27 protein-coding genes are annotated in these 24,959 nt (G+C 51.1%); all 27 read left to right on the top strand.

What is annotated here, in order from left to right; translation table 11 throughout:
- The first annotated feature begins 11 nt into the window (after nucleotides 1-11).
- The 27 genes from MHH82_RS21125 (at nucleotide 12) to rseP (ending at nucleotide 24,815) form a co-directional block, all read left to right on the top strand.
- On the top strand, nucleotides 12-536 hold the full coding sequence (locus MHH82_RS21125) for a flagellar biosynthetic protein FliO (protein WP_096774511.1): 525 nt from the start codon (nucleotides 12-14) through the stop codon (nucleotides 534-536).
- The gene (gene fliP, locus MHH82_RS21120; protein WP_009594726.1) at nucleotides 533-1,285 is read left to right on the top strand and encodes a flagellar type III secretion system pore protein FliP; all 753 of its coding nucleotides are present in this window, start codon (nucleotides 533-535) and stop codon (nucleotides 1,283-1,285) included. The genes MHH82_RS21125 and fliP overlap by 4 nt, the downstream gene beginning before the upstream one ends.
- Nucleotides 1,286-1,325: 40 nt before the next feature.
- Entirely contained in the window at nucleotides 1,326-1,595 is a 270-nt protein-coding gene (fliQ, locus tag MHH82_RS21115) for a flagellar biosynthesis protein FliQ (RefSeq protein WP_009594725.1), read from the top strand.
- A gap of 11 nt (nucleotides 1,596-1,606) precedes the next feature.
- A complete protein-coding gene (gene fliR / locus MHH82_RS21110; RefSeq protein WP_145037606.1) occupies nucleotides 1,607-2,395 on the top strand; it encodes a flagellar biosynthetic protein FliR in 789 nt (262 codons plus the stop codon).
- A 20-nt stretch (nucleotides 2,396-2,415) separates the two neighbouring features.
- Complete coding sequence (flhB, locus tag MHH82_RS21105) at nucleotides 2,416-3,504, top strand: flagellar biosynthesis protein FlhB (protein WP_015736319.1); 1,089 nt, start codon at nucleotides 2,416-2,418, stop codon at nucleotides 3,502-3,504.
- Between the two features lie 24 nt (nucleotides 3,505-3,528).
- On the top strand, nucleotides 3,529-5,562 hold the full coding sequence (flhA, locus tag MHH82_RS21100) for a flagellar biosynthesis protein FlhA (protein WP_015736318.1): 2,034 nt from the start codon (nucleotides 3,529-3,531) through the stop codon (nucleotides 5,560-5,562).
- Nucleotides 5,559-6,998 carry a flagellar biosynthesis protein FlhF gene (flhF, locus tag MHH82_RS21095; RefSeq protein WP_015736317.1) on the top strand — a complete coding sequence of 480 codons (1,440 nt, stop codon included), beginning with the start codon at nucleotides 5,559-5,561 and terminating at the stop codon, nucleotides 6,996-6,998. The genes flhA and flhF overlap by 4 nt, the downstream gene beginning before the upstream one ends.
- Nucleotides 6,995-7,885 (top strand): MinD/ParA family protein, encoded by an 891-nt coding sequence (locus MHH82_RS21090; protein ID WP_015736316.1) that lies wholly within the window; start codon nucleotides 6,995-6,997, stop codon nucleotides 7,883-7,885. Before flhF ends, MHH82_RS21090 begins: the two co-directional genes overlap by 4 nt.
- A 38-nt stretch (nucleotides 7,886-7,923) precedes the next feature.
- Nucleotides 7,924-9,258: a protein-glutamate methylesterase/protein-glutamine glutaminase gene (gene cheB / locus MHH82_RS21085; RefSeq protein WP_015736315.1), complete on the top strand. Its 1,335-nt coding sequence runs from the start codon at nucleotides 7,924-7,926 to the stop codon at nucleotides 9,256-9,258.
- A gap of 23 nt (nucleotides 9,259-9,281) precedes the next feature.
- Nucleotides 9,282-11,351 (top strand): chemotaxis protein CheA, encoded by a 2,070-nt coding sequence (locus tag MHH82_RS21080; protein WP_145037609.1) that lies wholly within the window; start codon nucleotides 9,282-9,284, stop codon nucleotides 11,349-11,351.
- Nucleotides 11,352-11,402: 51 nt separating this feature from the next.
- Nucleotides 11,403-11,864: a chemotaxis protein CheW gene (locus MHH82_RS21075; protein WP_009594767.1), complete on the top strand. Its 462-nt coding sequence runs from the start codon at nucleotides 11,403-11,405 to the stop codon at nucleotides 11,862-11,864.
- Between the two features lie 36 nt (nucleotides 11,865-11,900).
- Nucleotides 11,901-12,494 carry a chemotaxis protein CheC gene (locus MHH82_RS21070; protein WP_285857496.1) on the top strand — a complete coding sequence of 198 codons (594 nt, stop codon included), beginning with the start codon at nucleotides 11,901-11,903 and terminating at the stop codon, nucleotides 12,492-12,494.
- A complete protein-coding gene (locus MHH82_RS21065; protein ID WP_015736313.1) occupies nucleotides 12,487-12,984 on the top strand; it encodes a chemotaxis protein CheD in 498 nt (165 codons plus the stop codon). The genes MHH82_RS21070 and MHH82_RS21065 overlap by 8 nt, the downstream gene beginning before the upstream one ends.
- A 2-nt stretch (nucleotides 12,985-12,986) precedes the next feature.
- Nucleotides 12,987-13,391 carry a hypothetical protein gene (locus MHH82_RS21060; RefSeq protein WP_009594747.1) on the top strand — a complete coding sequence of 135 codons (405 nt, stop codon included), beginning with the start codon at nucleotides 12,987-12,989 and terminating at the stop codon, nucleotides 13,389-13,391.
- Between the two features lie 15 nt (nucleotides 13,392-13,406).
- On the top strand, nucleotides 13,407-14,195 hold the full coding sequence (locus MHH82_RS21055) for a FliA/WhiG family RNA polymerase sigma factor (RefSeq protein ID WP_009594718.1): 789 nt from the start codon (nucleotides 13,407-13,409) through the stop codon (nucleotides 14,193-14,195).
- A gap of 30 nt (nucleotides 14,196-14,225) precedes the next feature.
- Entirely contained in the window at nucleotides 14,226-15,635 is a 1,410-nt protein-coding gene (locus MHH82_RS21050) for a DUF342 domain-containing protein (RefSeq protein ID WP_015736312.1), read from the top strand.
- Nucleotides 15,636-15,693: 58 nt separating this feature from the next.
- Nucleotides 15,694-16,005, top strand: coding sequence for a hypothetical protein (locus MHH82_RS21045; protein ID WP_015736311.1), 312 nt, complete (start codon nucleotides 15,694-15,696; stop codon nucleotides 16,003-16,005).
- A gap of 25 nt (nucleotides 16,006-16,030) precedes the next feature.
- Nucleotides 16,031-16,576 carry a DUF6115 domain-containing protein gene (locus MHH82_RS21040; RefSeq protein WP_340967800.1) on the top strand — a complete coding sequence of 182 codons (546 nt, stop codon included), beginning with the start codon at nucleotides 16,031-16,033 and terminating at the stop codon, nucleotides 16,574-16,576.
- Nucleotides 16,573-17,187 carry an endolytic transglycosylase MltG gene (locus MHH82_RS21035; RefSeq protein WP_145037611.1) on the top strand — a complete coding sequence of 205 codons (615 nt, stop codon included), beginning with the start codon at nucleotides 16,573-16,575 and terminating at the stop codon, nucleotides 17,185-17,187. Before MHH82_RS21040 ends, MHH82_RS21035 begins: the two co-directional genes overlap by 4 nt.
- 238 nt (nucleotides 17,188-17,425) lie before the next feature.
- Nucleotides 17,426-18,124, top strand: coding sequence for a 30S ribosomal protein S2 (gene rpsB, locus MHH82_RS21030; protein WP_009594753.1), 699 nt, complete (start codon nucleotides 17,426-17,428; stop codon nucleotides 18,122-18,124).
- Nucleotides 18,125-18,359: 235 nt separating this feature from the next.
- Nucleotides 18,360-19,010, top strand: a complete 651-nt coding sequence (gene tsf, locus MHH82_RS21025) for a translation elongation factor Ts (RefSeq protein ID WP_009594741.1) — start codon at nucleotides 18,360-18,362, stop codon at nucleotides 19,008-19,010.
- A 297-nt stretch (nucleotides 19,011-19,307) separates the two neighbouring features.
- Nucleotides 19,308-20,036: a UMP kinase gene (gene pyrH, locus MHH82_RS21020; protein WP_006211297.1), complete on the top strand. Its 729-nt coding sequence runs from the start codon at nucleotides 19,308-19,310 to the stop codon at nucleotides 20,034-20,036.
- Complete coding sequence (gene frr, locus MHH82_RS21015; protein WP_009594750.1) at nucleotides 20,036-20,590, top strand: ribosome recycling factor; 555 nt, start codon at nucleotides 20,036-20,038, stop codon at nucleotides 20,588-20,590. Before pyrH ends, frr begins: the two co-directional genes overlap by 1 nt.
- Nucleotides 20,591-20,663: 73 nt before the next feature.
- A complete protein-coding gene (locus MHH82_RS21010) occupies nucleotides 20,664-21,431 on the top strand; it encodes an isoprenyl transferase (protein ID WP_009594721.1) in 768 nt (255 codons plus the stop codon).
- Nucleotides 21,432-21,451: 20 nt separating this feature from the next.
- Nucleotides 21,452-22,252, top strand: coding sequence for a phosphatidate cytidylyltransferase (locus MHH82_RS21005; protein ID WP_340967792.1), 801 nt, complete (start codon nucleotides 21,452-21,454; stop codon nucleotides 22,250-22,252).
- A 17-nt stretch (nucleotides 22,253-22,269) separates the two neighbouring features.
- Entirely contained in the window at nucleotides 22,270-23,409 is a 1,140-nt protein-coding gene (locus MHH82_RS21000) for a 1-deoxy-D-xylulose-5-phosphate reductoisomerase (protein WP_340967791.1), read from the top strand.
- A 137-nt stretch (nucleotides 23,410-23,546) separates the two neighbouring features.
- Nucleotides 23,547-24,815, top strand: a complete 1,269-nt coding sequence (gene rseP / locus MHH82_RS20995; RefSeq protein WP_397359625.1) for an RIP metalloprotease RseP — start codon at nucleotides 23,547-23,549, stop codon at nucleotides 24,813-24,815.
- Nucleotides 24,816-24,959 lie beyond the last annotated feature (144 nt).

Raw genomic sequence — 24,959 nt, 5'->3', positions numbered from 1 at the left:
GGATTCTTCTTATGATGATGGCAGCTTCTGACAGATTGGGCTCAAGTAGTACTACCGGGTATTATTTACAGTTGTTTTATGTCTTTATCGTACTTGCCATCATCATTGCGTTGATCGTGTTCCTGATTCGCTTTCTAGGCAGAAAGAATCAGAGCTGGATGCAGGGCCGCTCCATTCGTACTTTGGGTGCGGTTGGTATGGGCCCTAACAAATCCCTTCAGCTCGTCGAAATTGGGGGCAGCATCTATGTGATCGGAGTTGGCGAAGACGTCCGGTTGGTGGACAAAATTTCTGATCCCGCTGAAGTTGCGCTTATCCAAGCTGCATTTGAACAGGATTCTGGAATACATAATGGGGCACTGCCGCCTTTTATAACGAAAATGGCGGCAAAACTCCGTAAAGACAAACCACCGGAAGAAATGGAGTTGGACGATACATCTTCTTTCCATGAAGTGTTCGAATCCAAGCTGCGCAGCGTACCGAACCGGAAAGAAAAGGTCGAAGAATTGCTGCGGGAGGATCATAAGGATTCATGAATAAAAAGATCTCGTACGCTATCACGATTTTCATCATGTTTGGATTATTGTTTTCCCATACGGCATTCGCGGATCCGATTCCGAACATTGATATTCAAATCGGTAATGAGGGAGATGCACCGGGGACAAGCTCTTTGTCCTTGATACTCCTGATCACCATTCTTAGTATTGCACCGGCGATTCTGGTGCTGATGACAAGTTTTACAAGGATTGTTATCGTGCTCGGCTTTGTCCGTACTTCGCTCGGAACACAGCAAACACCGCCAAACCAAGTGTTGATCGGCCTGGCGCTGTTCCTTACCTTGTTCGTTATGGCTCCCACGTTGTCCTCGATGAACGAGGTCGCGCTGCAGCCCTACCTCAAAGGGGAGATCACTCAAGCGGAAGCACTGGATAAGGCTCAAGACCCGATGAAGAAGTTCATGTTCGCGCACACAAGGGAAAAGGACCTGCTGCTGTTCATGAATTACACAGGCGCGGAGAAACCCGAATCCTACGAGGACATTCCATTAACGGTTTTAGTTCCGGCATTTGCCATTAGCGAGCTGAAGACGGGTTTCCAAATGGGTTTTATGATCTTCATCCCGTTTCTGGTCATCGATATCGTGGTTGCCAGCGTGCTGATGGCAATGGGGATGATGATGCTGCCGCCGGTCATGATCTCGCTGCCATTCAAGATTCTGCTCTTTGTTTTGGTGGACGGCTGGTATCTGGTAGTGAAATCCATGCTGATGAGCTTTAACCCGTAGCAATAAGCGGCAAGCAATTCGAATACAGGGGGACTAAGCCGTGAGCGCTGAATTTATTATCGGTCTGGCAGGACAAGCGGTCTATATTGTGCTCCAGGTGAGCGCGCCGATGCTGGTTCTCGCACTGGTTGTGGGACTAATCATCAGTATTTTTCAAGCGACAACACAAATCCAGGAACAGACGCTGGCTTTCGTACCAAAAATCATTATCGTTCTTGTAGCGTTACTGCTGTTTGGTCCTTGGATATTAACGACGTTAGTGGATTTTACGCACGGTATTTTGGACAATCTCTACAAATATATCGGATAGGCTGAGTGTCCATGGAATGGTTGCAGCAAAGTTTACCAGTTTTCATGCTTATTTTTTGTCGAATAACATCTTTTTTTGTAATATCGCCAGTGTTTGCTTCGCGCGGTATACCTTCTTCTTACAAAATAGCCCTGTCGGCCATTATCGCCCTGATCGTCTATCTATCGTTCGGGCTCGGGGAAATGGTTCCGCAAGATCTGTCTTACGCCATCTTAATCGTCCAGGAAGTGCTGGTGGGACTGCTTCTAGGTTTCACTGCTTATCTCATCATGGCTGTCGTCCAAACCGCCGGGGCATTAATTGATATTCAGATCGGTTTCAGCATGGCGAATGTCATCGACCCGTTTACGGGGACGTCCACCCCATTAATCGGGAACTTCAAGTATTATCTCGCTCTGCTGGTGTTCCTGAGCATGAATGGTCACCATTATTTGTTTGATGCCATTATGTACAGTTATGATTGGATCCCGATCACGGGAGACGTGTTTGGGAAGATCCATGAGGGCAACGTAACGGATTTTCTCGTTCGGACATTCTCGCACTCGTTTGTATTGGCGATTCAAATGGCGGCTCCGCTGGTGGCAGCCCTGTTCCTGACCGATGTCGGGCTTGGCTTTCTGGCAAGGACGGCTCCGCAGTTCAACGTGTTTGTCATCGGGATTATCATCAAAATCATCGTTGGGCTCGTGCTGCTGATGCTGCTCATGCCGATGCTGGTGTCCCTGTTTGATCATCTGTTTGCCAAAATGTTTGAAGCGCTCCGTGAGCTGCTCGGCGTTCTTGGCGACGAGCCGACTTAAGGAGGATGGAGGTGAAGCGGATGTCATACCGGTATCCGGTCGACTTACAGCTGTTCGCTGGCGAAAAGACGGAGAAAGCCACACCGAAGAAGCGCCAGGATACGCGTAAGAAGGGCCAAGTTGCCAAGAGCATGGAGGTATCGGGTGCATCGGTTTTGCTGGCGGCTTTCTTCTGCCTGTTAATCTTTGGCGGTTATATGAGGGACCGCACCGTTCGACTATTCACCGATATATACATTAATCGGCTCTCCATGAATGTAACGAAAGATAATGTGATGGAGCTGTTCGGGGAATATGGCGTTCAAATCTTGCTTCTGCTCGCGCCTTTGTTCATTTCGATTTTCGTTATAGCGCTGGTCGCTAATTATTTGCAGGTCGGGTTTATGTTAACCGGCGAGACGCTGAAAATGAAGTTCAGCAAAATCGACCCCATCAAGGGGTTCAAGAATATATTCTCGATGCGTTCGTTGGTCGAGTTTTTGAAATCGGTCATCAAGTTGACCATTATCGGTTACCTCGTGTACAGCACCTTGTGGGCTGCCAGGGAAGATTTGTCCTCCTTATCGACGATGGGACCCGATACCATCTTTCATTTCGTTGCCGATATCACCATGTCGCTAGGTTTTAAGATTGCCATCGGGCTGATCATTCTGGCCGTACTGGATTACATGTATCAGAAATACGATTACGAGAAAAACATTCGGATGTCCAAGCAGGACATCAAAGACGAGTACAAAAAAATGGAAGGCGATCCGCTGATCAAAGGAAAGATCAGGGAGCGCCAGCGTCGGATGGCACTTCAGCGGATGATGCAGGAAGTTCCGAATGCCGACGTCATCATCACGAACCCGACCCACTTTGCAGTGGCGATCAAATATGACGGGTCCACGATGGAAGCTCCGCAAATCATTGCAAAAGGTCAAGATTTCATGGCCTTGCGGATTAAGGAAATCGCGAAGGAACACGGAATTATAACGATGGAAAACAAGCCGCTGGCACGCGCTTTGTACCAACGGTCGGAAATCGGGGATTCGATTCCGGGAGACCTGTTCCAGGCCGTAGCGGAAGTGCTGGCCTATGTATATAAACTAAAAGGTAAAGCGAAATAACTAGGGACCGGAGGCGTCTGTGCAGTGAAAATAAAAGATCTATCTGTCCTTGCGGGTGTCATTGGCATCGTACTCATGATGATTCTTCCGATCCCGATATGGCTGCTCGATGTACTTCTGATTATCAACATCTCGCTGGCGCTCATCATTTTGCTGGTGGCCATGAATACGAAGGAAGCGCTCGATTTCTCCATTTTTCCTTCCTTATTGCTCATCACGACACTCTTTCGAGTAGCGCTTAACATATCGACAACGAAGCTGATCCTGTCGGAAGCTAACGCGGGCGAAGTTGTTGCCACGTTCGGCAAATGGATTGCCAACGGCGAAATTGCGGTTGGCTTCATCGTCTTCTTGATCCTCGTCGTCGTACAGTTCATCGTCATTACCAAAGGCTCGGAACGGGTAGCCGAGGTTGCGGCAAGATTTACCCTCGACGCGATGCCGGGTAAGCAGATGAGCATCGATGCGGATCTGAACGCAGGTCTGATCAATGAGCAGCAAGCCAGGGAGCGCCGCAGCAAGATCGAGCGGGAAGCCGACTTTTACGGCGCCATGGATGGTGCGAGTAAGTTCGTCAAGGGTGATGCCATCGCCACGATCGTCATCATGCTGATCAACCTGATCGGCGGATTTATTATCGGGATCTCGATTCACGGCATGTCGTTCGGAGATGCGATGAGCACCTACTCGATCCTGACGATCGGAGACGGATTGGTCAGCCAGATTCCGGCGCTCTTGATTTCCACGGCAGCGGGCTTGATTGTTACGCGTGCTTCATCCGAAGGAAATCTGGCGGAGGATCTGACCGGTCAGCTCTTCTCATATCCTCATCTGCTGTACATTGTTGCAGGAACCGTTCTGCTGCTGGGGATCTTCACACCGATTCATCTGATCACGACCGCACCGATTGCACTCGTACTATTTATCGCGGCACGGACGATGCAGAACAATTTGGATCGCAAGCAGGTGGAAGTGGAGCAGCTGGAAGAGGAACAGCAGATCGAAGAGGTGCGAAGCCCGGAAAGCGTGATCAACCTCTTGCAGGTCGATCCTATCGAATTCGAATTCGGATATGGGTTGATACCGCTGGCAGACGCTCAGCAGGGCGGGGACTTATTGGACCGTATCATTATGATTCGGAGACAATGCGCGCTTGAACTGGGACTCGTCGTGCCGGTCATCCGGATTCGCGACAATATTCAACTAAAACCGAACGAATATGTCATAAAAATAAAAGGGAATGCTGTCGGCGGCGGTGAATTATTATTAAATCACTATCTCGCCATGAGCCCGGGATACGAGGACGATTCCGTAACAGGGATCGAAACGATGGAACCGGCGTTCGGGCTTCCTGCGTTGTGGATTGACGAAGCCATGAAGGAACGGGCGGATCTGGCCGGTTATACCGTTGTGGATCCACCGTCCGTCGTTGCTACCCATCTGACGGAACTCATTAAGAGACATGCCCATGAGTTGATCGGACGCCAGGAAACCAAGGCATTGGTCGACAATATTCGAGAAAGCTATCCGGTCCTTGTGGACGAGCTCATTCCTTCCGTGCTGACCATCGGGGAAGTGCAAAAGGTATTGGCCAAGCTCCTCCGCGAGAAGATCTCCATCCGGGATATGGTTACGATTCTCGAGACCCTTGCCGACTACGGGCATTATTCGAAGGACCCTGATGTCCTTACCGAATATGTAAGGCAAGCCCTCTCACGGCAGATTACACAGCAATACGCTCAAGAAGGAGAGGCGATGCGGGTCATCACGGTCGGACCGCAGCTGGAGAAGAAGATCGCCGAGAGCGTTCAGCAGAGCGACCAAGGAAGCTATCTCGCGATGGATCCGGCATCCACGCAGAGCGTGTTTCAAAAGCTCAGTGAGCAGGTCAATCGGATTATTCAGATGGGACAGCAGCCCGTGCTGCTGACCTCGCCGGCCATAAGAATGTATCTGCGGCAGGTCATTGAACGAAGCATGCAGGATATCCCGGTGTTGTCCTATAGCGAGCTGGAGCCTAACGTCGAAATTCAAAGTGTCGGAGTGGTGAACTTATGAGAGTGAAAAGGTATATCGTCGACACGATGCCTGAGGCGATGCAGCATATTCGTACGGATTTGGGTGCGGATGCCGTCATACTGAGCACGAAGGAAACCAAAGTAGGCGGGTTCCTCGGGATGTTCACCCGCAAGAAAATAGAGGTGATCGCGGCGGTAGAGCAGGCGGAAAAGCCCAAGGGCTCTTCGCCGGTCAAGCCCAAAGTTACGCCTTCTGTTCCATCAGGGGCGGTACCCAAAGCCTACCAGCGAACGGCTGAAATTTCGAAGCAAGGCCCTAAAACCTCCCCGCTTCCAGTGAATAACGCGGATGCCGCAGCGGATGCGCGGCAAGAGGCCGACTATAGCCGCTTTGCCGAGTTACTTAGCCAGGTGGCAGCTTCCGAGGAGGTTGTGGACAGGCAAAAGGACGGGGTCAGCCAGACGCAGCAGCCTGCAGAGGTTGATCCGGCAGCGGAACGCAGCGATTCAACGGAAGCCGCTGCTTCTGTTGAAGCAAAGAAACCATCCCGCGGGGGACAGGAGGAGTCGTTAAGTTCACGACTGGGAATCAGCGAATCCGAACAGAGAGTCCTTGAAGAGCTTAAGGAAATGAAGGAATGGATCGCGCGATTATCCAGGCAGAATCTGGAGGCGCAGCATCTTCCCGAGCCGCTGCATGTTATCCGGGACCAATTGCTGAAGCAGGATCTATCGGCCAAGCTGGCGGAAGAGTGGCTCGCGGCCGCGGAAGATGCCTGGAAAGCCAGCCAAATGCAGATGAGCGAGACCGAGCTTCTGAACGTGATTTACAAGCAGGCCGAGGCGTTCCTTGAGGGGCGTATCGGCGACGGCGTTCAGCCCGGGACCCGGATCGTATATGTCGCTGGCCCAACGGGGGTCGGCAAAACAACCACGATTGCGAAGATCGCTGCAGAGCAGCTGTTCCGTAATCAACGCAAGGTAGGCTTCATTACGTCCGATACGTATCGGATATCCGCCGTTGAACAGCTTCGCACTTATGCTTCCATTCTCAATGTGCCGATGGAGGTCGTGCAGTCGCCCGGTGACATGCAGCGAGCCCTTCAGAAGCTCCAGGACTGCGATTTGGTATTAATGGATACGGCCGGCCGGAACTATCGGAATGAGCTGCTCGTTTCCGAGCTTCAAAGCCTGTTCTCCCATTCCGATCAAAGCGAAACTTATCTTGTTCTCAGCCTCACATCCAAGAGCAGCGATATGATCGAAATCGCGGATCATTTCAGCAAATACGAGCTGGATAAGGTTATTTTCACGAAGATGGATGAAACCGGAAGCTACGGCGCCCTGTTTAATCTGATCGATGCCCACAACCTTCGCTTGTCTTATATGACCAATGGTCAAAATGTACCCGATGACCTGTTGATGGCCGACCCTGAACGGTTATGCCATCTGCTGCTGGGAGAGAGTCGTACATGACGGATCAAGCTCACTCGCTTCGCCAGTTGGTTTCGGCCCAGCAGCCCGGGGAGAGCGCCAAGGCGACCTCCGCAAGAACCGCCAAGATCATAACGGTCAGCAGCGGCAAGGGCGGGGTTGGGAAATCCAATTTCACGTTGAATTTTGCATTGACTTTGCAATCGATGGGAAAAAGGGTTCTGGTCTTTGATGCCGATATTGGCATGGCAAACATTGACGTTCTGATGGGTGTAAGCTCTCGGTACAGTCTGTATCATCTCATTCGCCGGGAGAAGAGCATAGAAGAAGTGATTCAGTATGGGCCGGACAAGCTGCCTTACATTGCCGGAGGTTCGGGCTTGGCGGACATGATGTCCCTGTCCGAGGAAGAGATGGATTATTTCATTTCCCAGATCGAGCGCATTGCTTCCGGGATGGATTACATCATCTTCGATACAGGGGCCGGCTTATCCAAGGAAAACATGAAGTTTATTACGTCCGCTGATCAATGCCTTGTCGTTACGACGCCGGAGCCGACGTCCATCACGGATGCCTATGCGTTAATCAAGGTGGTCCATGGCACGGAAAGCAAGGTTCCGTTCAGCCTGATCGTCAACCGTGCAGGGGACGAGGAAGAGGCTCGTGAGGCGGCGGGCAAAATTATTTTGACGGCCCAGCGTTTTCTGGACATCGACATTAAGCTGCTCGGCTCGATTGCCGATGATACGCATGTAGTCCAGTCCGTCAAGCGGCAGGTTCCGTTTACGGCAGCTTATCCACGGTGCAACGCTTCCAGCGATATCAGACGGATCGCGCTTCGTTACATGGCCGTTCCTGCTGCCCCGGAGCCGGAAACTCCAAAGGGAATCAAAGGATTTATGCATCGCTGGCTTAAACGTACGAAATGATTCTTCGGTTGGATTAATGGAAATAGGAGTGGACATCTATGAAGCCTTTTCGTGTGCTCGTCGTGGACGATTCCGCATTTATGAGGAAAATCTTTTCCGATTTCATCGAGCGCGACAAGTCATTCCAGGTTGTCGGGACAGCCGAGAACGGGCTTGACGCTGTTGAGAAAGTAAAGGAACTGAATCCTGACGTCATTACGCTGGATGTAGAAATGCCGGAAATGAACGGGCTGGATGCTTTGAAACTCATTATGGATGCGGGATCCCGGCCGGTTATCATGTTATCCGGCCTTAATGAACAAGGCATGAGGGAGACCATTCTTGCCCTCGAGGCAGGAGCGTTTGATTTTATACGAAAGCCTTCCATATCGAATGCGCTTGATATTGAGCAGGTGCGTTCCGAATTGATGAAGCAGCTGAATGCGGCGATGCAGGCTAAACAGCGGAGGGCCTTGTGGGAAGAAGAAGAGCAGAAACGGCGGAGTGCGGACATCACGCTTCCTCTTTCGCCAAAGCCTTCTGAGACGACGCCGAAAAAGAAGCCGCAGGTGAAAGAAACGAGACCGGCGGCCAAAGGAACGGATCAGCGCGGCAAGCCGGCTGAGCCGCTTCGCATGCCGGTATCCCGCTCGGCCGGGGAGAAGGCGGCTTTCCCGGATGTACCGGAGCTTTCCGGTTTCAAGCGAAAACGGGTTGAACGCAAACCTGAAGCGGAGTCGGCGCCAGCCGTGCTTCCCAAGAACGAGAGCCGCCCGCCGAGAGAGGCAAATGCCCAGCCGTCAACCGACCTGAAAGATTTGGTGGCGGTCGGCTGCTCAACGGGTGGCCCAAGAGCATTAAAAGCTTTTCTCGAGCAAATTCCCGGCGACTTCCATGCCCCGATCGTCATCGTTCAGCATATGCCGCCCAATTTCACCAAATCGCTTGCCCAGCGCCTGAATTCATTCAGTCAGCTGGAGGTCATGGAAGCAGAACACGGCATGGTATTGGAGCCGGGCAAGGCATACATTGCCCCGGGCGGCAGCCACATGAGGGTTCATCGCCCGGAAGGCGGTGCATACCAAATCAGGATAAGTCAGGATGAAACCCGCAACGGCCATCGCCCGTCGGTGGATGTGCTGTTCGAATCTCTGCTGCCGTTGACCTCGGTCAAGCGGCATGCCGTTTTGATGACCGGCATGGGGAGCGATGGAGCGAGAATGATGAAGGAGCTTTACGATGCCGGCGTGACATCCACCTTTGCCGAGAGCGAGCAAACCTGCGTCGTATACGGGATGCCGAGATCTGCCGTCGAGCTGGGATGCGTAAGCCACGTTTTGCCGCTTCATGAAATTGCACCGAGGATGGTTCAAGCTGTAAATAACGGAAAGTGAACTTGAAGAGGAGGTGTCTCTCAATGGACATGAATCAATATTTGACAATGTTTATTGATGAGTCAAATGATCATCTGCAATCATTAAATGAAAACATGCTTCAATTAGAAAGCAACCCGGACGATATCGGGATCGTACAGATTATTTTCCGATCGGCTCATACGTTGAAAGGCATGGCGGCAACGATGGGATTTGAGGATCTGGCTTCTCTTACCCACCAGATGGAAAACGTGCTGGATCTTGTCCGGAACGAAAAGCTTAAGATGCAGGATTTTATCTTTGACACGCTCTTCAAAAGCTTGGACGCTCTTGAATCGATGGTGCAGGATATTACCGAAGGCGGCGACGGGAAGGCGGACGTGTCTGCCATTGTAGCCTCCTTGCAGTCCATTGTGCGCGGAGAAGGCGCCTCGGCTAACGGGGGATCTGTCGAAGGGAATAACGCCGCTGTGGCCGTTCAGGGAATCGAATTGGATGAGTTTCAATTTTCCGTGCTGGATCAATCGATTTCAGAAGGTCATAAGGTTCTATATATCCAAGTGACATTGCGAGAGGATTGCCAACTCAAGGCGGTTCGGGCCTACATGGTATTCGAAACGCTGGAGAGATCCGGTGAAATCGTCAAGACCTATCCGGACGTTCAAGAGATTGAACAAGGTGAATTCGATCGCGTATTTTCGTTGTATTACATAACGCAAAGAGAAACGCAAGATATTGAAAGCCAGATTCTGGGCGTTTCAGAGATTGAAGCTGCGACAGTGGTGGCGCTCGATCATGAATCCTTGCAGCAAATGGTTCAGGAGAGCGCGGCTACAGCCGAAGCGGTGAAGCCCGAAGCTCCTTCGGCAGTTCCGGTGGCCGGGGTTTCACCGGAAGCCAAAAGCGCTCCGGCGCCTGCCAAAGAATCCAAGGCACCTGCGCGTAATGCGGGGGGAGGCAATCCTTCCAGAACGATCCGGGTTGATATTGAACGGCTGGATGTATTGATGAATCTGTTTAGCGAGCTTCTGATTGACCGGGTACGCCTGGAGCAGCTGGCCAGCGAGTCTAGGAACCAGGAGCTGACGGACACGGTTGAGCATATGAGCCGCGTAAGCAGCGACTTGCAGAATATCGTCCTGAAGCTGCGCATGGTGCCTGTGGATACGGTGTTCAACCGTTTTCCAAGGATGGTGCGGGACCTTGCCAAAACATTGGACAAGAAGATCGACTTGATTATTACCGGGGCCGACACGGAACTGGATCGCACGGTGATCGACGAGATCGGCGACCCTCTGGTCCACTTGCTGCGGAACTCGGCTGACCATGGCGTCGAACCTGTTGCCGACCGCATAGCAGCCGGTAAACCGGAGACCGGTACCGTGCACCTGCGCGCGTTCCATAGCGGCAACAATGTGTTCATCGAGATTGAAGACGACGGGCGCGGCATCTACCGCGATAAAATTTTGAAGAATGCGCTGGCCAAAGGCGTCGTCACGGAGACCGAGGCAGCGTCCATGACCGATGACGAGGTGAATCAGCTGCTGTTCGCTCCCGGATTCAGCACGGCCGAGAAAATCTCGGATGTATCCGGCCGCGGCGTAGGACTCGACGTCGTTAAATCGAAGATTGTTGCCTTGGGCGGTAACGTCACGATCTACTCCACTCCGGGAAAAGGCACCAATTTTTCGGTTCAGCTTCCATTAACGCTGTCCATCATTGCAGCCATGCTGATCCGGATGGGATCGGAGAAATATGCGATTCCGTTGTCCTCCATCGTTGAAACGGGCATCATCAAGCGGGGGCAAATCAAACATGTGCACGGAAGCCGCATGATTCAGTTCCGGGAGTCGATGATACCGTTGATCTCGCTTAGCCGTTTGTTTGAAGTTCCGGATTTTGATGAGGAGCGGGAAGAGGAAACGGAGATTGTTGTAATCCGCAAAGGGGATCGTTTGGCTGCGCTCACCATCGATGATTTTATCGGACAGAGTGAAATCGTCATTAAAAACCTGGGCAAATATTTGCCTGCCATACAAGGGGTATCCGGCGCAACCATTCTTGGAGATGGACAAGTGGCTCTTATTATCGACGCAAATGCATTTATCAAATAATGGGTTGCTATCAAGCACGGCAGGCCACACATTCTGAAGGAGGACTTATTCATGGGAGAAGAAATCAAGGTTATCGTCTTTAGACTTGGCGAGGAAGAATACGGCATCGAGGTGGACAAGGTTCAAACCATCGAAAGAATGATGCCCATTACACGCGTTCCCAAAACCTTTGCTTTCGTAAAAGGGGTTATCAACCTACGAGGCGTTGTCATCCCAGTGATCAATCTGCGCGGCCGATTCGGTCTGGAAGAGGTTGAAGCAACCGATCAAACACGGGTTATTATCGTAGCGGTCAATGATATGCAGGTTGGCTTTATCGTGGATTCGGCAAGTGATGTCATCGATCTGAATACGGACAGCATTGACTCTCCACCTGAGGTTGTCGGCGGAATCAAAGCGAAATACCTTCGCGGTGTCGCGAAGGTAGGAGAGGAGCGCCTTCTCGTCATGCTGAATTTGTCCGAAGTGTTGAACAAGAGTGAGATCATTCAGCTGGAAGGCCTTGAGGAGTAGACAGTGGAGCTGTTTAAGCATGGCAAAGAAATCAAAATGGATGTTTTGAAGGAAGTGGGAAACATCGGAGCGGGCAATGCGGCAACCGCCCTCTCCCGTTTGCTTAACAAGCCTATTGATATGGCGGTTCCTAAGGTTCAACTCCTGCCGTTCGAACAGATTGCCGAAAGCGTCGGGGGGAGCGAACAGCTCGTACTTGCCGTATTTTTACGGGTTGAAGGAAGCGCTCCGGGGAATCTCTTCTTTATTATGAGTCCGGAAGCGGGGAAGAACCTTCTGCTGAATCTGGCGGGCATTGAAGTATCGGAGGAGGAGCCATTCTCCGAGATGGAGCAGTCCGCCTTATGCGAGATCGGAAATATTTTGTCAGGCTCGTACTTATCGTCGCTCGCTGACTTCACCAATCTGTCCATGACACCCACGGTGCCGGCATTGGCAATGGATATGGCAGGTGCCATCCTAAGTTATGGATTGCTGCAATTCGGAGAAATGGGAGACGATGCCCTCTTAATCAACACGACGTTCCTGGAAGGGCAAAACGAGGTGGAAGGCCAATTCTTCCTCATACCTGATCCACAATCATTTGCTCAAATATTCGAAGCTTTGGGAGTGCCTTTAGAGCATGATTGAAGAACAAGCAATAGTGAAAGTAGCCATGGCGGATCTGAACGTCGCAGGTCCAAACGGTATATTGCGTACAACGGGACTCGGCTCATGCGTTGGACTGACGTTATATGATCCGGTCACGAAGATTGGCGGCATGGCGCATGTCATGCTGCCATCCTCGGCGATTGCCAGGGAGGGGCAGCTGAATCTGGCCAAATACGCCGATACCGCTCTTCCGATCCTGCTGAACAAGATGAGGAATTTGGGGGCGTCTCCGGCGCGGATGGTAGCCAAAATGGCCGGAGGGGCTCAGATGTTTGCTTTTGCGGGTTCGGGCGATACGATGCGCATCGGTCCCCGGAATGTGGAGTCATGCAAAGCGGGACTCGAGCAGATGGGAATCACGCTGATAGCCGAGGACACCGGAGGAAATTACGGAAGAACCGTTGAGTTGGACTGCGCAACGGGTAAGTTTACAATACGAAGCGTACAAAAGGGCATAAAGGAATTGTAGCGATGATGGGAAAACTCCGTTTTTATCTGATTACCGGAATTGCCGGGTTTGTGTTCACATTTATTTTCTCCATACGTAACAATTTGTGGATGACTAGCATGTATCGGGCGCTGATTGCATGCGCGATCTGGTTTCTTCTGGCGTTCCTGCTGAATTGGATGTTTGCTGCCATTACGGGGCCGCGAGCAGCCGAAAAAGGGGACGCAGGCTCGCAGCGGGAGCAGGACCGAGGAACCGTTCTTGACTTATCCACGCCTGATGAGGATCGGGAATTGATGGATTTGATCCATGCCGAATCCAGCAGCAAAGAGAATGGGGACTTTGTACCGCTGAATCCTCCTAAGCTGGTTTCAACGAAAGATCCTGAAGAACTGGCCAAGGCCGTTCGTCACCTTACGGAAAAATAAGGAGGGTGAAGGCAATTGGACGAACGTAAAACTTCCGTCCTTAACCATGCGGATTTATGGAGCGCATGGAAGGAAGATGGAGACCATGAAGCGAAGAAGAAACTTATCGAATATCATTTGCACATCGTTGACTATGTTTCAAGCCGATTGGCCATCGGTCTTCCAAAGAACGTTTCTAAGGGAGATTTGGCCAGCAATGGGGTAATGGGTCTGATTGACGCCATCGAGAAGTTCGATTACAAACGAGGGCTGCAATTCGAAACCTATGCCTCTTGGCGGGTGCGGGGTGCTATTCTGGATTCGCTGCGCCAAGGGGATTGGGTACCGCGTTCTGTCCGTGAGAAGGCGAAGAAGATTGAAACTGCATATCAGCAGTTGGAACAGAAGTATTTACGCAGCGTCAGTGATTCCGAGATGAGCGATTACCTTGACGTGACCGAGAAGGAGTTCCGGCACATGCTGCAGGAAGTGGCGGTCATGACATTGACATCTTTGGAAGATCCGATCCGCGAGGAGGAGTCTGAGACCCGAATGTCGCTCCTGGTTGATGAGAAAGCGAAGAATCCGGATCACAAGGTCCATGAATTTTATCTGCGAGAAGCCCTGATGAAGGGTATCGGTAAATTAACCCCGAAAGAGCGGACCGTAGTTTCCTTATTATATTATGAGGATTTATCACTCAGCGAAATAGCTGAAGTGATGTCGCTATCACCTTCACGAATATCTCAGCTTCATTCCAAGGCGATTTTGAGACTTCGGGGCGCGCTCGATAAAGATCGGGATTTGCTGATGCAAAACGATTGACGCTTGCCATTTATGAAGGGGGTTCCTGGATTGTCTGTAGATTATGCATTGGATCAGTACTTTAGCGTTTCGCTATCGGATGACAAGGTCGTCGCCTATATACAGTTCACCAAGTGGGAGAAGGATTTTTCTTGCTCCGTCGAGGCTCTTGAACAGTTTCTCAGAAGCCATCAGATTCGGTATGGCATTCAATATGATACCTTGCGGCGAATCGCGGACCATGGGGAGGAATATCAATATAGCAGAACGCCGATTGCCATGGGAACGGAACCGACGCACGGACAGAACGGTAAAATTCAATTTACCGTCGATTTCGGGAATGAGACGAATCTGAAGCCGCTGGAGGACGAGGACGGCAAAGTGGACTTCAAAGAAGTGATTCGTTTAAATAATGTAAAGAAGGGCCAACTGTTGGCTACCCGAATCCCGCCTACGAAGGGTGTGCCTGGAACTGCGGTCACCGGCGAAGAGATACCGAGCAAGCCGGGAAAGGAAGCACATTTCAAGGTGGGAAAGAACGTGGTGGTCAACGCCGAGAAAAGCGCCATGTACGCCGCGCTTGACGGACTGCTCACCAAAACCGAAAAAGGCAAAATCAATGTGTTCCCGGTATATGAGATTAACGGGGACGTGGATTACAGCATTGGCAATATCGATTTTGTCGGTACGGTGGTCATTCGCGGGAATGTGCTGACCGGGTTCAAAATCAAGGCGGCAGGGGACATTCGAGTCACGGGCTTTGTGGAAGGTGCCGAGCTGGAGGCTGAAGGATCCATTGATATATCAGGCGGGATCATCGGTTATAACAAGGGTTACGTAAAGGCGGGCCAGGACGTCAAAAGCTCGTTCATTCAGGATGGCAACGTCGTTGCGGGCGCCAGCGTATTCGTGTCGCAGAGCATCATGCATTCCAATATACGAGCTGTACAGAATATCGAATGCAACGGGATGAAAGGGCTCGTAGTGGGCGGCATTCTGCAAGCCGGGGAAAAGGTCGTTGCGCGCACGATCGGAAACAGCATGTCGACGGCTACCGTCATTGAAGTGGGCGTTCTTCCCGAGCTGCGGAATGAACTGGCGGATCTAAGAGCCCAATTGAAGCTTTCGTTAGAGAGCATGGACAAAACCGATAAAGCGCTTTATCTCTTGAACCAGTTGGCTTCCTCCGGACAATTGTCGCCGGACAAGCTGGCGCTGCGAATCAAGCTGAATGCGACCAAAAAATCCAACATGGCAGAGCAAGCCGACATCAAGGAACGCATGCTGGAAATCGAGAAGATGCTGGAGGATACCGGCAAAGCCAGAGTGAATGTGGTAAAGACGATCTACGGCGGTGCCAAAATCGTCATCGGGCGGTACACCCGATTTGTTAAGGATCCCACGCAGCGGGTTTCTTTTTACTATCATGAAGGAGATATCACCATGGTTCCGTTGTTGTAGGAATGAAAGACATTCACAATGCTTGTGGACATGATCCCTATACCATGAGGTGATTCCATTGAGTTTAAAATCGGTTGAGATGCAAATTGCGGTCCCGAGAACCAATGAAGCGGGCAAGGTTCATAACGAATTCCAGCAGCGGCCGCAGAACGAGCAGATGCTGTTAGCAGGTGAACAAACCAAGAACAGCCGGGCCGAAGCCCAGCGAAGCACGGAAGTGAGCGAGACGGCCGAAACAGCCGTGCGGGATGACGGGAGCCGCCAGTCCTCAGGCCAGCAGCAAGGGCGGGGGTCTGCAGAAGCGGGCGAGACTTTGGAACAGCCGGCGGAGCACCCCTATAAAGGCAAAAATTTCGATGTTTCGCTCTAGATAATTTATAGGCACAAAGGAGTTAATGGATTTGAAACCGTGGATATATATCGTGCTGCTAGGCATTGCGGCCGTGCTGTATGCTTTCATGCTGCCGAAACGCCGGGAAGAGACCGTGTCCAGCGAGCGGGTTGTAAAGGAAGTCGAGAACACGCTTGAAGGATACATGGCGGAAATCCAGAACGAGAACGAGCAGCTGGTCGAGCTGGTTAGTCAAATGAAGAAAGAACTTGATGCCAAACAGGAAGCGCATCAGGAGCAGGTCAGCGATTTGCGGCAGCGCATGCTGGCCATGGAGCAGAAAATGACCGAATCGCAAACGCGTCTTCGAACGGCTGAAGAGAAGCTGGCGCAGGCAGCTGCGGCGGCTTCTTTGTCTGCAGAAGCGGCTGCAGCGTCATCGGAGGCGGATCATGCACCTCCGGTCCATTCCATCAAATCCAGATACGCGGAACTGTTTGATTTATATGAACAAGGCAAATCTATCGATATGATAGCCAAGTCCACGGGACTTCAGCGAGGCGAAGTTCAACTCATTATCCAGTTGGCCAAACAGGAGGAATCCGTGTGATCAAGAACCGAATGTTTATGATGGGCCTCGGGAGCGGCCTTGTGATCGCCGCTGTGCTGCTGCAGCTGATGTGGATCGGCCAAGGTGCAACCGCTTCGGAGACAAAGGAGTTAACGAAGGAGCAGCTGGTGGCTGCAGCGGAGGCTTTGGATATGCAGGTCGTCGAAGGTACGGACGAGCTGATGACGGCGGAGCAGTGGGAAGAGAAGAAGCTGGGCGAGGGAGAAGGCGAGTCCGAAGGTGCCGAACCGGTCGATAAGCCTGAAGCGACGAAGCCTGAGGCGCCGGAGAAACCGGAGAGCCCGGAGAAACCAGAAACGGACGCGCAGAAGAAACAGGAAGCTTCCTCCCAGGTAACGAATCCGGCCAAGCCGAAAACACCGGCTAAAGCCGAAGCTTCTATTCAAGTAAAGATTCCATCCGGAAACAATCTCAGCGATGTAGCAAACAGCCTTCTGAATGCCGGCGTCATTGACAACAAACAGGCATTCATCAAAAAAGCTACCGAGAATAAAATCAACACCAGAATCCTGAGTGGTACTTACTCGTTTACGATCGGCGAGAGCTACAATTCGATTATCACGAAGATCACGACAAAACCCTCCAACTAGCACTCCGGTTGAGAGTGGTTTTTTTCTTTATTGTAACTCTTCAAGCCCCTGATTGGCCTGAGCTGGTCATGCACACAAAAGACATTGCAACCTGCCCATGGTTATGTTATAGTAATTGACGGTGTTAAAACACACGCCAGAGTGATTCCGTTGAGGGTGCTTCCTGGAAAGGGAGTCTTAATGGAAAATGATCTTGGCGGAGGGACACACAAAAACCAAACTTAGGAGGTGCGTGAAGATGGCAGTAATTTCCATGAAACAGCTTTTGGAAGCTGGCGTTCACTTCGGTCACCAGACTCGTCGCTGGAACCCGAAAATGGATAAATTTATCTTCACTGAAAGAAACGGTATCTACATTATCGACCTGCAAAAAACGGTCAAGAAAGTTGAAGAAGCATTCAACTTCGTAAAAAGCGTAGCTGGTGAGAACGGTACAATCCTGTTCGTCGGCACGAAAAAACAAGCTCAAGATTCCGTGAAGGAAGAAGCAGAGCGTTGCGGCATGTTCTACATCAACCAACGTTGGCTCGGCGGAACTCTGACTAACTTCGAAACGATCCAAAAGCGTATCAACCGCTTGAAGCAGCTTGAAACTTGGGAAGAAGACGGCACGTTCCAAGTATTGCCTAAGAAAGAAGTCATCCTTCTCCGCAAAGAGAAAGATCGTCTTGAGAAATTCCTGGGCGGTATCAAGAACATGAAGGGCCTTCCAAGCGCATTGTTCGTTATCGATCCTCGCAAAGAGCGCATCGCTGTTGCGGAAGCTCGCAAATTGGGTATCCCAATCGTTGGTATCGTTGATACGAACTGCGATCCGGATGAAATCGACTATGTAATTCCAGGTAACGATGACGCGATCCGCGCTGTCAAATTGTTGACTGGTAAAATGGCCGATGCCGTTGTTGAAGCTCACCAAGGCGAAGAAACAACAGCTTAATCGGGATTAAACGTATAAACCATGAATTAAATGAAAAGGGTGGTTGGTAGGTGTATAACCTCTCACTGCCCTTTTTTTAAGATGTCAGGCCGGATTGCGCTACGAACATCAGGCTTCTGGCAGGGCAAGGGAAACAAATACTTAAGCGGTCCGGATTTCTTGGAGGGCACGTCGAAGGACGGCTGCTTCAGATCCGACCGCCAAACTTGATCATACCAATATGGAGGGAATTCTAATGGCAGTAACAGCTAGTGCGGTAAAAGAACTTCGCGAAAGAACAGGCGCGGGCATGCTTGATTGCAAAAAAGCGCTCGACGAAACAAACGGTGATATCGAAAAAGCGATCGCGGTGCTTCGCGAGAAAGGCTTGTCCGCAGCGGCTAACAAAGCTGGACGCGTTGCAACGGAAGGCGTTGTCGAGTCTTACATTCACGGTGGCGGACGCATCGGCGTTCTCGTGGAAATCAACTGTGAAACAGACTTCGTAGGCAAAACGGATCAATTTAAAGAGTTTGCTCGCGATATCGCAATGCATATTGCTGCTGCAAACCCTAAATACGTTCGTCGTGAAGAAGTACCTAGCGACGAGCTTGAGAAAGAAAAAGAAATTTTGAAAAACCAAGCCCTGAACGAAGGCAAGCCTGAAAAAATCGTTGAGAAAATGGTTGAAGGCCGCATCAACAAATACTATGAAGAGTATTGCTTGCTTGAGCAGCCTTTCATCAAGGATCCGGACAAAACGATCAGCACGCTGCTTAACGAAAAAATCAGCACAATCGGCGAGAACATCTCCATTCGTCGTTTTGCCCGTTTCGAATTGGGCGAAGGCTTGGAGAAAAAACAAGACAACTTCGTAGAAGAAGTTATGGCCCAGGTGAATAAATAAGCCGGATAGGCTAATATAAGTTATAGAAAAGAGTGGAACACACCTGTGTTCCTTCTTTTTTAAGAGATATAAAGGCATAAGAGAGATAAGATTGTTATAAATTCGGAGTAAAGGCTACCCTTATCTCACAAGAAAGAATGGACTTAGGTCTTGATTAGACGACCAGAAGTTTCTACTTGAGACGGATGTTTTTACCCGATTTTTATAAACCGTCAAGCAGTGCCGGTGTGTCTGTCTGTCGTTTTTCAAACGGGCGTCGTATACTTAAGGCGCCGTCTTAAAGTGGAGGGTTATCATTTGGAACAGCCTGTATATAAACGAGTGATATTGAAAGTCAGTGGGGAATCCCTTTCAGGGCAGAATGGATATGGTATTGATGCTGAGACGATCTCATCGATCGCTGAGCAGGTTCGCGAGGTTGTCGAGCTTGGTGTGGAGGTCGCGATCGTATGCGGCGGCGGCAACATTTGGCGCGGCATTGCCGGCAGCGCGAACGGAATTGACCGTGCGACAGCGGACTATATGGGAATGCTCGCAACGGTGATGAACTCTTTGGCCCTTCAGGATGCTTTGGAGCAGATCGATGTGCCGACCCGGGTGCAAACCTCGATCTCCATGCAGCAAATTGCCGAGCCGTATATTCGCCGCAGAGCCATTCGGCATTTGGAAAAGGGCCGTGTCGTTATTTTTGCGGCAGGAACAGGGAACCCATACTTCTCCACCGATACGACTGCAGCGCTTCGCGCCGCGGAAATCGAAGCAGAAGTGATTCTTATGGCGAAGAACAAGGTGGACGGAGTGTACTCCGCTGATCCATTTAAGGATGAAACTGCCGAGAAGTACGAGCAGCTGACGTATCTAGACGTATTGAACAAAAACCTTGGGGTAATGGACTCTACAGCTTCATCGTTATGTATGGACAACAACATCCCGCTCATCGTCTTCGCTATTACGGAGCAAGGTAATATCAAGCGCGTCGTTCTGGGCGAGAAAATCGGAACGATCGTTAAAGGGAGTGTAGACTAATGCCGCAATCGGTGAAAAAGAATGCAGAAGAACGCATGGAAAAAGCGATCCTGTCTTTGAAACGTGACTTGGCAACTCTGCGCGCAGGGCGGGCAGCGCCGGCGCTCCTCGACCGGATCACGGTGGAATACTACGGAGCGCAAACTCCGCTGAATCAGCTGGCTAACATCAGCACGCCGGATTCCAGAACGCTCATGATTCAGCCTTGGGACAAGTCGTCCTTGGCGGATATCGAGAAAGCGATCATGAAATCGGATATCGGATTGACACCGGCGAACGATGGTAATCAAATTCGTCTCGTCGTACCTGCATTGACGGAAGAACGCAGAACCGAACTGGTGAAAATGACGAAGAAATTCGGCGAGGAAGCGAAAGTGGCCATCCGCAACATTCGCCGTGATGCCAACGACGACATCAAAAAATTGGAGAAAACGGATATTTCCGAGGACGAGTCCCGGAGACATCAGGAAGATATCCAAAAAGCGACGGATAAATTTATCGCAGAAGTCGACAAAGTCCTCGTTGCTAAAGAAAAAGAGATTATGGAAGTATAAGAGACTTGTGGCCCCTCCTGTCAATGGTGGGGTTTGTCTCTTTTTTTGCAGAAAGATGCCTGGAGGAAATGGAATGATCAAACGGGTTCGATCGTGGTTGAATCAGGAGGACAGTCAGCAGACGCATCAGCTCTCTCCGGACAACATCCCGCATCATGTTGCCATCATCATGGATGGCAATGGGCGTTGGGCGAAACGGCGCGGCATGCCGCGGATCGTTGGCCATCAGAATGGCATGAAGGCTGTCAAACGAGCTGCCATAGCCGCCGATGAGTTGGGAATCAAAATATTGACGATGTATGCTTTCTCTACGGAAAACTGGACGCGTCCGAAGGATGAGGTCGATTTTCTTATGAAGCTTCCGCAGGAGTTTCTGGCTATTGAGCTGGAAGAGCTGATCGAGAAAAATGTCCAGGTCCGCATGATGGGGCATCCGGAAGACCTTCCGTCCCATACCGTGTCTGCGATGGAAGAAGCTGTTGCGAAAACTGCCGGCAATGACGGGCTTGTGCTTAACTTTGCGCTCAATTACGGCAGCCGGAAAGAGATCACCGAAAGTGTCAAGGCGCTCGGACGGGAAGTGCGAGACGGAATTCTCCGTCCTGAGGACATTACAGAGGAACTGATTGGCCAGCGGCTCCTCACAGGCGAATTGCCGGATCCGGATTTACTGATCCGCACAAGCGGCGAGCTGCGGCTGAGCAATTTTATGTTGTGGCAGCTCGCGTACAGCGAGTTATGGTTTACGGATGCCTATTGGCCGGAGTTCACCAAAGACCATTTGGTGGAGGCCGTAGCCGATTATCAACAAAGAACAAGGCGCTACGGTGGACTGTCGTAGCCGATGGAGGATGGAACGTTTTGAAACAGCGATTGATTACCGGAATTATAGCGGGAGCGGTCTTTTTAGGATTATGTTTCATAGGCGGTCTGTGGTACCATCTTCTTATTCTGGCGATGGCGCTTGTCGGTTACTATGAGTTTGTGCGCATGACCCATACGGCACCGTTCGGGGGAACGGCATGGATCGGGTATGCGGGAGTGCTGCTGCTTGTGTTTCCATGGGGTCCGCTTGATCTGAAACTTCCGATCCCATGGGAACATGAGCTTTGGCTCCTGCTGCTCTTATTTTTGCTGGCGACGGTGACCACGAAAAATACGATAGATATCAAGCGGATCTCTTTATTGTTTTTGGCATCGGTCTATATCGGCATCGGATTTTCCTTCATAGCCGAATCCCGGCATGCTCCGGACGGGCATGGCGTATTTTGGACTTTTTTGCTGCTGGCCTCGATCTGGGCAAGTGATGCGGGAGCGTATTTTGTCGGTCGCGCCATGGGGCGTCATAAATTATGGCCTTCCATAAGCCCGAACAAAACGGTGGAGGGTGCGCTCGGCGGTGTGATCATCGCCGTGTTCACGTCGCTGCTCTTTTCATTCTTCTCAGATGGAATCCTGACGGCAGGACATGCGGTTCTGATTGGGCTTTCCTGCGCCGTTATCGGCCAGCTCGGCGACTTGGTGCAATCCGCCTATAAACGGGTGTATGACATCAAGGATTCGGGCAAGCTGCTGCCGGGACATGGAGGAATACTGGATCGATGCGACAGTTGGATCGTCGTATTTCCGTTTGTACATATATTGAGTCTCCTGCCTTACTGATGAAAGGAAAGATGAGCATGAAGAAGATCAGCGTACTCGGCTCCACGGGCTCCATTGGCACCCAAACCTTGGATGTGGTGAGGATGCACCGGGAACAATTTCAGATTGAAGGCTTGGCTGCGGGGAGCAATAAGGAATTGCTGCTTCAGCAGGTTCAGGAGTTTTCTCCGCGAAAAGTGTCCGTTGCGACGAAAGAGCTTGCTGACAGTTTAAGGCATGATCTTCCTGCCGGAACCGAAGTGTTTCATGGCGATGAAGGCCTGATCGAGATTGCGGCAGCGACAGACGCCGAGCTGGTCGTTACTGCGGTCGTTGGAAGTTTGGGCCTTTCTTCTACGCTTGCGGCCATTAACGAGGGGAAGACGATCGGGCTTGCCAACAAGGAAACATTGGTTACCGCAGGTCACCTGGTTACCGCTCAAGCCGCTGCAAAAGGGGTAAGGCTTTTGCCGATCGACAGCGAGCATTCCGCCATATTCCAATGCTTGAACGGAGAACGGCATGAAGATATCGAACGGATTACGCTGACCGCTTCCGGCGGGTCGTTCCGGGATTACACCCGCGATCAGCTGGTCAACGTTACGGTGGAGGATGCGCTTAAGCATCCAAACTGGTCCATGGGCGCCAAAATCACGATCGATTCCGCGACCATGGTCAATAAAGGGCTTGAGGTCATTGAAGCGCATTGGTTGTACGGCATACCGTACGACAATATTTCCGTGCTTCTCCACCCGGAAAGCATCATCCATTCTTTTGTGGAGTTCCGCGATTCCAGCATTATCGCGCAGCTCGGCAACCCGGACATGCGGGTCCCGATTCAATATGCGCTGACTTATCCCGAACGGTGGTCTTCGCCTGCACCAAGGCTCTCCTTGGCAGAAGCAGGAAAGCTGCACTTCCGGGAAATGGACCTTGAGCGTTTTCCTTGTTTAAGGCTCGCTTATGAATGTGGTAAAATGGGTGGTACAGCGCCAACGGTATTCAATGCGGCCAATGAAATCGCGGTCGCCCGCTTTCTCCGCGGCGAAATCTCTTTTCTGCGAATCGAAGAGATAATCGAGGAAGTGCTGCATAGTCACCATAACGTGCCGGAACCGGCGCTAGAGACGATTGAAGAGAATGATCGGATTGCACGTGAAATAGCTTCCCGACTATAAGTTTTGAAGTGTTTTTGAAATCTCCCTTGAAAAAAAGCGGATAGCTTGTGATTCTCTTGTGGACGACAGGAGAATAATGATAATCTATAGGGACATACTGCGTTCTCAGAGGAAAAGGGGGATGTAAAGAATTGGAAATGGTTCGGGTCGTTTTTTTAACGGTGCTCATGTTTTTTGTGATCGTTACCGTGCACGAATGGGGTCACTATTATTTTGCCCGGCGTGCCGGAATCTTGGTACGCGAGTTCGCGATTGGATTTGGTCCTAAGCTGTTCTCATATAAACGCCATGAAACGCAGTTCACGCTTCGTCTTCTCCCGTTCGGCGGATATGCCCGCATGGCCGGAGAAGATCCGGAACTTGTCGAGATTCAGCCCGGTCAGACGATTGCGGTTCGAGTGAACGCAGAGAATCAAGTGAAAAAGATTTATCTGGATCAACTCGACAACCGTAAAAATGTCATTCGCGGCGAAGTCCAGTTTATCGACATGGTGGACCGTTTGTCGGTGAGGCTTGATGTGGATGGTGAATTTCAGCAGTACGAGATCCATCCGCAAGCATTAACGGTAGCTAAAGGTGTCGAGACGCAGATCGCACCGAGAGACCGCCAGTTCGGCAGCAAGACCGTCGGCCAAAGAGCGCTTGCGATATTTGCCGGCCCTGTCATGAACTTTATTTTGGCCTTCGTGCTGTTTGCCCTTCACATTCAGATGGCCGGTATACCGGTCGAGAACCCGACCTATGTGCAGATTGGCGAGATTACCAAAGGCATGCCTGCAGATGAAGCGGATCTGAAAGAGGGCGACATCATCGAGAGCATCAACGGAACGGCGATTGGGGCCGATTATCAGAAGATGATCGAATTGATTGCGGCCTCCAAGGACAAGCCGATGGAATGGACCGTACGCCGGGGAGAGGAATCTTTCGATTTGACGTTGACGCCTCGGACCATGGAGGGCCAGGAAGGCGGCAAGGTCGGGATCGTTCCTGAGCTCCCTACCCGATCCGCAGGGCTTGGTGAGACGATTACCGGCTCCGGGACGGCGATGGTTGACACCACCAATATTATTTTCCAGGGCTTCAGACAGTTGATTCAGAAGTTTTCCATGGATGATTTAGGCGGTCCTGTGCGGACCTTTGAGGTCACGGGTCAAATCGCCAAACAGGGTATCGAACAGTTGACCTATTGGGCGGCCATTCTAAGCTTGTACCTGGGCATATTCAACCTGCTGCCGATTCCGGCGCTGGATGGAAGCCGGCTCGTATTCTTGGGGATCGAGGCATTACGGGGCAAGCCGGTTGACCCGAACAGGGAAGGCATGGTTCACTTTATCGGGTTTGCGATGCTGTTCCTGTTAATGATTGCCGTCACCTATAACGATATTTTGCGTTTGATCAACGGATAGACCTTAAGGTACGGCTCGGTGCGCCAGCCGCGACGAAAGCCGTACCTTTTTCTATTGTTAGCAGAGTTTCACGCATAACGATATCCAGCATGGAGTTCTATAATACAGGGCGGGTTTTATAGCCGCGGCCCGTTCACACATATC

The sequence above is a fragment of the Bacillus sp. FSL K6-6540 genome (assembly GCF_038007545.1).
Note: the sequence above shows the minus strand (reverse complement) of the source record. Positions and strands in the feature narration are given on the sequence as shown.